The following is a 6,186-nucleotide window of genomic DNA, read 5'->3' as shown; positions in this document are numbered from 1 at the left end:
AGATGGGCCCGCGTGAGTGGGTCATGGCCAAGGCGCAGTTCGCCGTCATCTTCGGCGAGCGCTTCACCCGGGCCATGGCGGCCTGATGTTCAACCCGCCGCTCACACACGGAATTTCCGATAGTCCCTCGTAGCGGCCGTCTCGTCGAGGAAAACCAGGCGATCCGGATCCAGATCGGGTTGCCCATCGAACCAGTCCTCGCGCGCGGCCCTCACATCCGACCGCTCCTGCTCGGCCGCGTGGACAGCCCCTTTTTACGGGTGATCCCATGCCGGGCGAAGAAGCGGGACAGGCTGCTCGTGCTTGCCTGGACGCCGCGTTCCGAGAGCCTGTCGCGCAGTTCCCGCAGGAAGGAGAGCGGGTCTTCTTCGTTGAGCCGAAGGATCAGGGCGGCCTGCGCTTCCAGACGCGGCGAGTTGCGGTCGCCGCCCATGGGCTTGGGCGCGATCTTCCCGTCCTGCCGGAAGCGCTCGAGCCAGCGGACCGCGCTGGCTGCCCCAACACCGAAGCGTTTGGCCGCCTGACGCCGCGATGCACCCGCTTCAATCGCGGCGACCACACGCTCGCGCAGATCAACCGACAGGGCTGAAGGCATGGCAATCCTCCATCACAAGCCGATCCAGTGAATCACAAGCCAGCCAGATCGCCTACCCCAAGCGATTCAACCCGCCAGGGCACGGCTCTAGTGCTCTGACGCAGACAAAACGCACACAAGGCAGTACGATTTTCGAAGCGATGGCAGCTAGTTAACGAAAAAGCGCGTGGTGCGTTCGTTGGCGTCTGTGCACTAGCAATCGCATCCAACCGTGCCGCGTCGGTCGTATCGAGGAGCATGCATACCATCCGGGCCATGGCCCAGACTTACACGTCTCATCGCGCGGGTGAATCCTCCCTCCACGTCACCGCACCAGACAAAGCCATAGGTAATTCCCGCGAAAAACTTGCTCAAATGATTATTCTGCTTGACCATTATATCAGTCTATGATGCTTAAATCGGCCCTGATGCGTAATACGAATCGATGATCAATTCAATGCACGATCACGTAAAAAAAATATATCGAAAATCCCTCCCATGTCTTGGGTGGATTTCTTCCGCGCTGAGACTGGCGCGCCCAACAGTTTTTTGCCTTCATTCTGTGGAAAAACATGACGATCCCTACCGCTTTAGAGGGGGGATGGCCGTCACGGATGTTTTTCTCGATGCATTGCTAGACCACGCAAAACATCGACGAATAGATGTGATTAGTCTGGATGAATGTGTCGCCAGACTGAAAGTGAACGATTATAGCCCGTTTTTGTGCCTGACATTTGATGACGGCTACCGAGACAATTACGACATCGCCTACCCTGTTTTGCGGAAACATGATGTTCCCGCTGCGATCTTTCTCGCTACTGCATTACTTGACCGTACTGGCCCTATGTGGTGGCATCCACTGGAGCGGGCCATTTCTATCAGCACCGAATTCGGTCTTGGAACGGACCGCCAAGCACTAAAAACCCCGTTGGATCGTCGGATCGCCTATGACAAATGGGCGAGCTACTTCCGCGCATCAGATTTAAGCGAAAACGTCAAGCTTGTGCATGAATTGGCTGCATCAAATCAGCACTTTCTTATATCGGACGCTTTTGAGAACGCCCTTGAATGGGGAATGGTCAAGGAGATGACGGATTCCGGGCTAATAACGTTCGGCGCTCACACGGTGACACATCCCGTCATGGCCAATCTCTCCGAAAATAAAGCGATTGCCGAAGTTGTGATCTCGCGGGATCGAGTCGCAGAAATGACTGGCAGCAGAACTAAATACTTCGCTTACCCTTTCGGACAACCTCACGAAACCGGCGCGCAAGCTCACAGAATCGTCGCCGAAGCAGATTTTGCCGCGGCCTTCACGACCACGCCGGCTACCTTGAAAGCTAGCAACAGCAAATATCGCTTCCATCTCCCTCGAATCATGCTGACGCAGGAAACACAAAATATTGGGTGCGTCAATGCGTATATCTCGGGATTAACTGAGCTGATAAAGAGAGGGTAAAAGGAACTGATGAGCGATACGCATAATTCCCCTGAATTTAGTTTGATCATCTCGACGCTAGGTTCGGCAAAACATCTTAGGCAAGGCTTGGCGAGCATCTTAATGCAAACATACGACTCGTTTGAGGTGATCATCGTCGATCAGAATGATTCGGGCGATTTACTCCAGATTATTGAGGTGTTTCGGGAAACAGGAAAAATTCGATACACAAAAAGCAAGGTGGGACTTTCTAGGGGGAGAAATGCTGGGCTCATTATTGCACGCGGGCGGATAATTGGTTTTCCTGACGACGATTGCGAATACCCCGTCACATTGCTGGCGGACGTAAAAGCAGAGTTTCTAAGCCATGATAACGCATCGGCCATCTGCGTCCGCTGTTGCGATCACGCCGGTCATGACAGTGCCGGTCGCTTGGACCGCAAAGGTGGTCTCGTTACCAAGTCCAATGTTTGGAGCAGAGTCGTTTCGGTAGGGATCTTCGTGCAAGCTGATATTCTTAAGGAAATCGGCGCCTTCGATGAGAATATTGGCCTAGGAAGCAACACCCCTTATCAGTCCGGAGAAGAAACAGATCTGATGCTAAGACTGATATCGCTCGACCGAAGTGCTTATTACAATCCAAACCTTACTGTATTTCATCCCCGTGGCTCGCATCGGATAACAACAAGCCAAATTGATAGGGCCTACGATTATGGACTAGGTAAGGGGCGGATCTTGCGCCGGTACAAGTACCGCAAACGCGAAATCGCGCTTCATTTTGCAAAGCCTGTACTTGGAGCATTGATGGCGATCATCGGCGGCAACTTGGGCTTGGCGCGACTGCGCCTCCAGCGGGCCAAGGGCCGGTTCGACGGCTGGAGATCGTCCTTGCCCTCCGCTCTAGAAAGGCAGTGAGACAACACCCACACCGCGTCCGCCCGTCATTCACCATCCTTTATCACGACCCCGGATCATCACACGGACTGGAACGATGTTGATTTCCATCGGTATCGCGACAAACGGCAGAACGCAGATCCTCCAGCGGGCGATTGACCGTCTTTTGATGCAGACACGCCTGCCCAACGAGGTGATCCTTTGTTCACCGACAGCAACCGATCTCACGAGCGAGAGACACCGGGGCGCGCCCTTTCCGATCCGCTACGTCAATTCCGAACTCGGCCTCACGAAACAGCGCAACACAATTATTCGATCGGCTCATTCCTGCGAAATGCTGATATTTATGGATGACGACATGTTCTTAGGTCGTACGTATATCGCGGAGATGATAAAAGTTTTCAGCTGCGCCTCGGTAGTTGTTGCGACAGGAACAGTTGTCGCCGATGGCATCAATGGACCGGGTCTCTCACCTGAAACAGCTGAGCTAATCATCGCGCATGAGGATGCTCATCCTCAGCCGGCCAAAATTATCGAGATCCGGCACGGCTATGGATGCAACATGGCTTTGCGCTATCGCACCCTCATAGAAAAAGAGATTCTATTCGACGAGAATCTCCCCCGATACGGCTGGTACGAGGATGTGGACCTGATGCGCCGTCTTGGTCACCACGGCCGTATCGTGCGATGCACAGCAGCTCGCGGCGTTCATCTCGGAGCCAAGTCCGGGCGCTCGAGTGGGAAGTTTCTCGGATACTCGCAAATCGCAAACCCGATTTACCTGCAACAGAAGGGCACGTACGACACACACGAAGCGATCATGAGTATTGTTAGAAATCTTGCTGCAAATACGATGCGGTCAATTCGACCAGAAGCCTATATAGACCGTCGCGGCAGGTTGTTTGGGAATCTCCTCGGGTTGCGAGATATTGCGTTACGCCGCCTACATCCACTGAACGCCCTCCGTTTCGATGTAAGCCGTTTGGCGTAACTCTCTGTCAATTTTTGGGGGTGTACGACCGGTTAGAGCGTTTTATGAACTTTTCATCAATCGTTCGACTTGCCTGAGCATTAGGCACGCGAAGGCGACCATGTGCAAACCAGCTAACGTGGTGGCATAACCTTCGTAATCTTTGACCAATCGCCGGCAGCGCGTGGCCCAGGCGAAGAAACGCTCGACTGCCCAACTCTGCGAAAGTGACACAAACCCCCGCTTAGCTTCGTGGGTAATTACCCACCCGCTTGCGCGGGTTGGGTTTCGCTGATTCCATTGGTGGGTGTGTCGTACTGATCTTGAGTGGCGGAGCCGCGATGAGCTGATTGGTCCTTCGACAGGCTCAGGATGTGGTGGTGCTGCGGCTGCAGCGTCCAGCGAAGACGTCGCGTACCTCCTCAAAGCCGCCGCCGACCGATCACAAGAAGCGGCGGGAGCAATCCAAGCCCGGAGGGGCCAAACACGGGCACGAGGGCCACAGTCGTAGGATGAGCGACGATCCCGATGCGGTGATCGATCATCGTCCGGATCGCTGCTCGTGCTGCGGTGACGCTCTGTACGGGGATCTTCTCGCCGAGGTCATCAGCGTCTCCGAGCGGATCGAGTTGCCGGAGGTGACGCAGCATCGGCGACTGGCCGTGCAGTGTCCGGCCTGCAGGGCACGGGTGATCGCACAAGTGCCGGAGGCAGCACGAGGCACGCCCTATGGCCCGCGGTTGCATGCGGTGGCGACGTATCTGAAGACTTTCCAGGCGCTATCCTACGAGCGGCTGCAGGCGGCTCTATCCGACCTGTTTGGACTGACGCTCGTAAGCGCTGTTTGGGTGGCACCTTCCGGCAGACGGTGTGAAGGCGACATACGGAACGGAATGGGAGCTCCGTAACATGTCGATGTCAGGGCGTATGGCTATGTCGGAGCCGATCCGGCGCCTGGAGCTATTCACCGGGGCTGCTCGGCGGCGGACGTGGTCGGATGAGGAGAAGGCCGCCATCGTGGCTGAGAGCGAGGGGCCGGGCACCTCGATCAGCGCGGTGGCACGCCGGCATGGATTGAGCGCCTCGCAGCTGCTCACGTGGCGGCGCCTGGTTTGTCAGGCTGGGGGGCCCGACGGCGAGCGCGCACTGCAGTTCCTGCCGGCCGTGATGAGTGTGGGCTTGCAGGAGCCGACGTCTGCCGAGATGAGCCCCGCGCTGAAGGAGCGATCCGGCCACCACCGGGATCGAATTGGAGATCTCCCGCGTCGCGGTCCGCATCGCTCAGGGCGTGAGCGCCGCTCAAGTCGCGGCGGTGATCCGGGCGCTGAAGGCTTGCCCATGATCGGGCCGTCCCGCGCAGTGCGCGATGCTGGCCACCCGGCCGGTGGACTTCCGCAAGGGCATGGACGGGCTGGCCGCTCTGGTCCGGGACGCGATGGGCGCGGACCCATTCTCCGGCACGGTCTACGTGTTCCGCTCGAAACGCGCCGATCAGGTGAGGCTTTTGGTCTGGGATGGAAGCTGGCTGGTCCTCGCGACCAAGCGTTTGGAGGCGGGTCAGTTCTGTTGGACGAAGATCGAGGACGGCGTGGTCCGCCTGAGCGCGGCGCAGCTCGCGACGCTCGTCGAAGGCTTGGACTGGAAGCGAGTCCATACGGCGCGTGCCGTGGGCGTGCCGGCCGTTGCCGGCTGGGCAAAAAGACTGGCGGACGGTCTTCATCGCATTGGTAAGTCGCTGACAGATTTGCTCTAATCAGCTTCGTAGCCGCGCCTGCTTCGCCCTCGCCGACGACCCGGAGACGCTCAAGGCGCTGCTCGCCGAGGAGCGCGCCGAGAACGAGCGGCTGCGCCAGATCATCCTGGCGATGCAGCACCACCGCTTCGGACGCCGGGCCGAGAGCCTGCCTGAGGATCAGCTTCTGCTCGGGCTGGAGGGGGCTGAGCAGGTCGAGGCCGCCGATTTTGCCGCCGAGGAAAATGAAGTCGATGGCTTCTCCTTCACGCTGACGCGTTGTCGCCTCCGGCGAGGCAACTTCACCGGCATCGTCGACCTACAGGCCGCCATCAAACGCTACATCGGTGAGCACAACCAAAGCCAATGACCCTTCGTCTAGACCAAGCCCGCCGCCGCCATCTTCGACGCCCTCAATCGAGTCCCTGAACCATCCGTCTGAGTCAGTACACTAGTACTACTGTGTCATAAATTTTGTTGGCGACAGGGACATCGCTGCAGGGAACGAACGAGCGCCCGTGTTAGCCTCAGGCGCAAGGTTGCGATGGAGTCAGGCACGTGTTGCTCGGGCCGGATCG

The 6,186-nt window shown here is 57.5% G+C and carries 4 protein-coding genes and 7 pseudogenes; 8 read left to right on the top strand and 3 right to left on the bottom strand.

Annotation, left to right across the window (positions count from 1 at the left end; genetic code table 11):
* Both FV242_RS35230 and FV242_RS32210 read right to left on the bottom strand, forming a co-directional pair.
* Positions 1-187, bottom strand: a pseudogene (locus tag FV242_RS35230) (hypothetical protein); the annotation flags it as partial.
* Positions 111-595: pseudogene (locus tag FV242_RS32210) on the bottom strand (IS630 transposase-related protein); the annotation flags it as partial. The pseudogenes FV242_RS32210 and FV242_RS35230, both read right to left, overlap by 77 nt.
* Before the next feature lie 580 nt (positions 596-1,175).
* Between FV242_RS32210 and FV242_RS32205 the strand changes: the two are divergent.
* From FV242_RS32205 to FV242_RS32195, 3 genes are all read left to right on the top strand, one after another.
* Entirely contained in the window at positions 1,176-2,033 is an 858-nt protein-coding gene (locus FV242_RS32205) for a polysaccharide deacetylase family protein (RefSeq protein ID WP_187278660.1), read from the top strand.
* Between the two features lie 9 nt (positions 2,034-2,042).
* Complete coding sequence (locus tag FV242_RS32200) at positions 2,043-2,927, top strand: glycosyltransferase family 2 protein (protein WP_147941770.1); 885 nt, start codon at positions 2,043-2,045, stop codon at positions 2,925-2,927.
* Positions 2,928-3,003: 76 nt separating this feature from the next.
* Positions 3,004-3,897 carry a glycosyltransferase family 2 protein gene (locus FV242_RS32195; RefSeq protein ID WP_147941769.1) on the top strand — a complete coding sequence of 298 codons (894 nt, stop codon included), beginning with the start codon at positions 3,004-3,006 and terminating at the stop codon, positions 3,895-3,897.
* Between the two features lie 42 nt (positions 3,898-3,939).
* Here the strand turns inward: FV242_RS32195 and FV242_RS32190 are convergent, their stop codons facing one another.
* The gene (locus tag FV242_RS32190; RefSeq protein ID WP_246692987.1) at positions 3,940-4,227 is read right to left on the bottom strand and encodes a transposase; all 288 of its coding nucleotides are present in this window, start codon (positions 4,225-4,227) and stop codon (positions 3,940-3,942) included.
* Between FV242_RS32190 and FV242_RS32185 the strand changes: the two are divergent.
* The 5 pseudogenes from FV242_RS32185 to FV242_RS35955 form a co-directional block, all read left to right on the top strand.
* Positions 4,223-4,709, top strand: a pseudogene (locus FV242_RS32185) (IS66 family transposase); the annotation flags it as partial. The gene FV242_RS32190 and the pseudogene FV242_RS32185 overlap by 5 nt on opposite strands.
* Before the next feature lie 76 nt (positions 4,710-4,785).
* A pseudogene (locus tag FV242_RS32180) lies at positions 4,786-4,992 on the top strand (transposase); the annotation flags it as partial.
* Between the two features lie 250 nt (positions 4,993-5,242).
* Positions 5,243-5,527, top strand: a pseudogene (gene tnpB, locus FV242_RS32175) (IS66 family insertion sequence element accessory protein TnpB); the annotation flags it as partial.
* A 101-nt stretch (positions 5,528-5,628) separates the two neighbouring features.
* Positions 5,629-5,861, top strand: a pseudogene (locus FV242_RS32170) (transposase); the annotation flags it as partial.
* Positions 5,850-5,990: pseudogene (locus tag FV242_RS35955) on the top strand (IS630 family transposase); the annotation flags it as partial. The pseudogenes FV242_RS32170 and FV242_RS35955, both read left to right, overlap by 12 nt.
* Between the last annotated feature and the right edge of the window lie 196 nt (positions 5,991-6,186).

The organism is Methylobacterium sp. WL64, assembly GCF_008039945.1.
Taxonomy (GTDB): Bacteria; Pseudomonadota; Alphaproteobacteria; order Rhizobiales; family Beijerinckiaceae; genus Methylobacterium.
The sequence above is the reverse complement of the archived record's forward strand: the minus strand, read 5'-3'. Positions and strand labels throughout refer to the sequence as shown.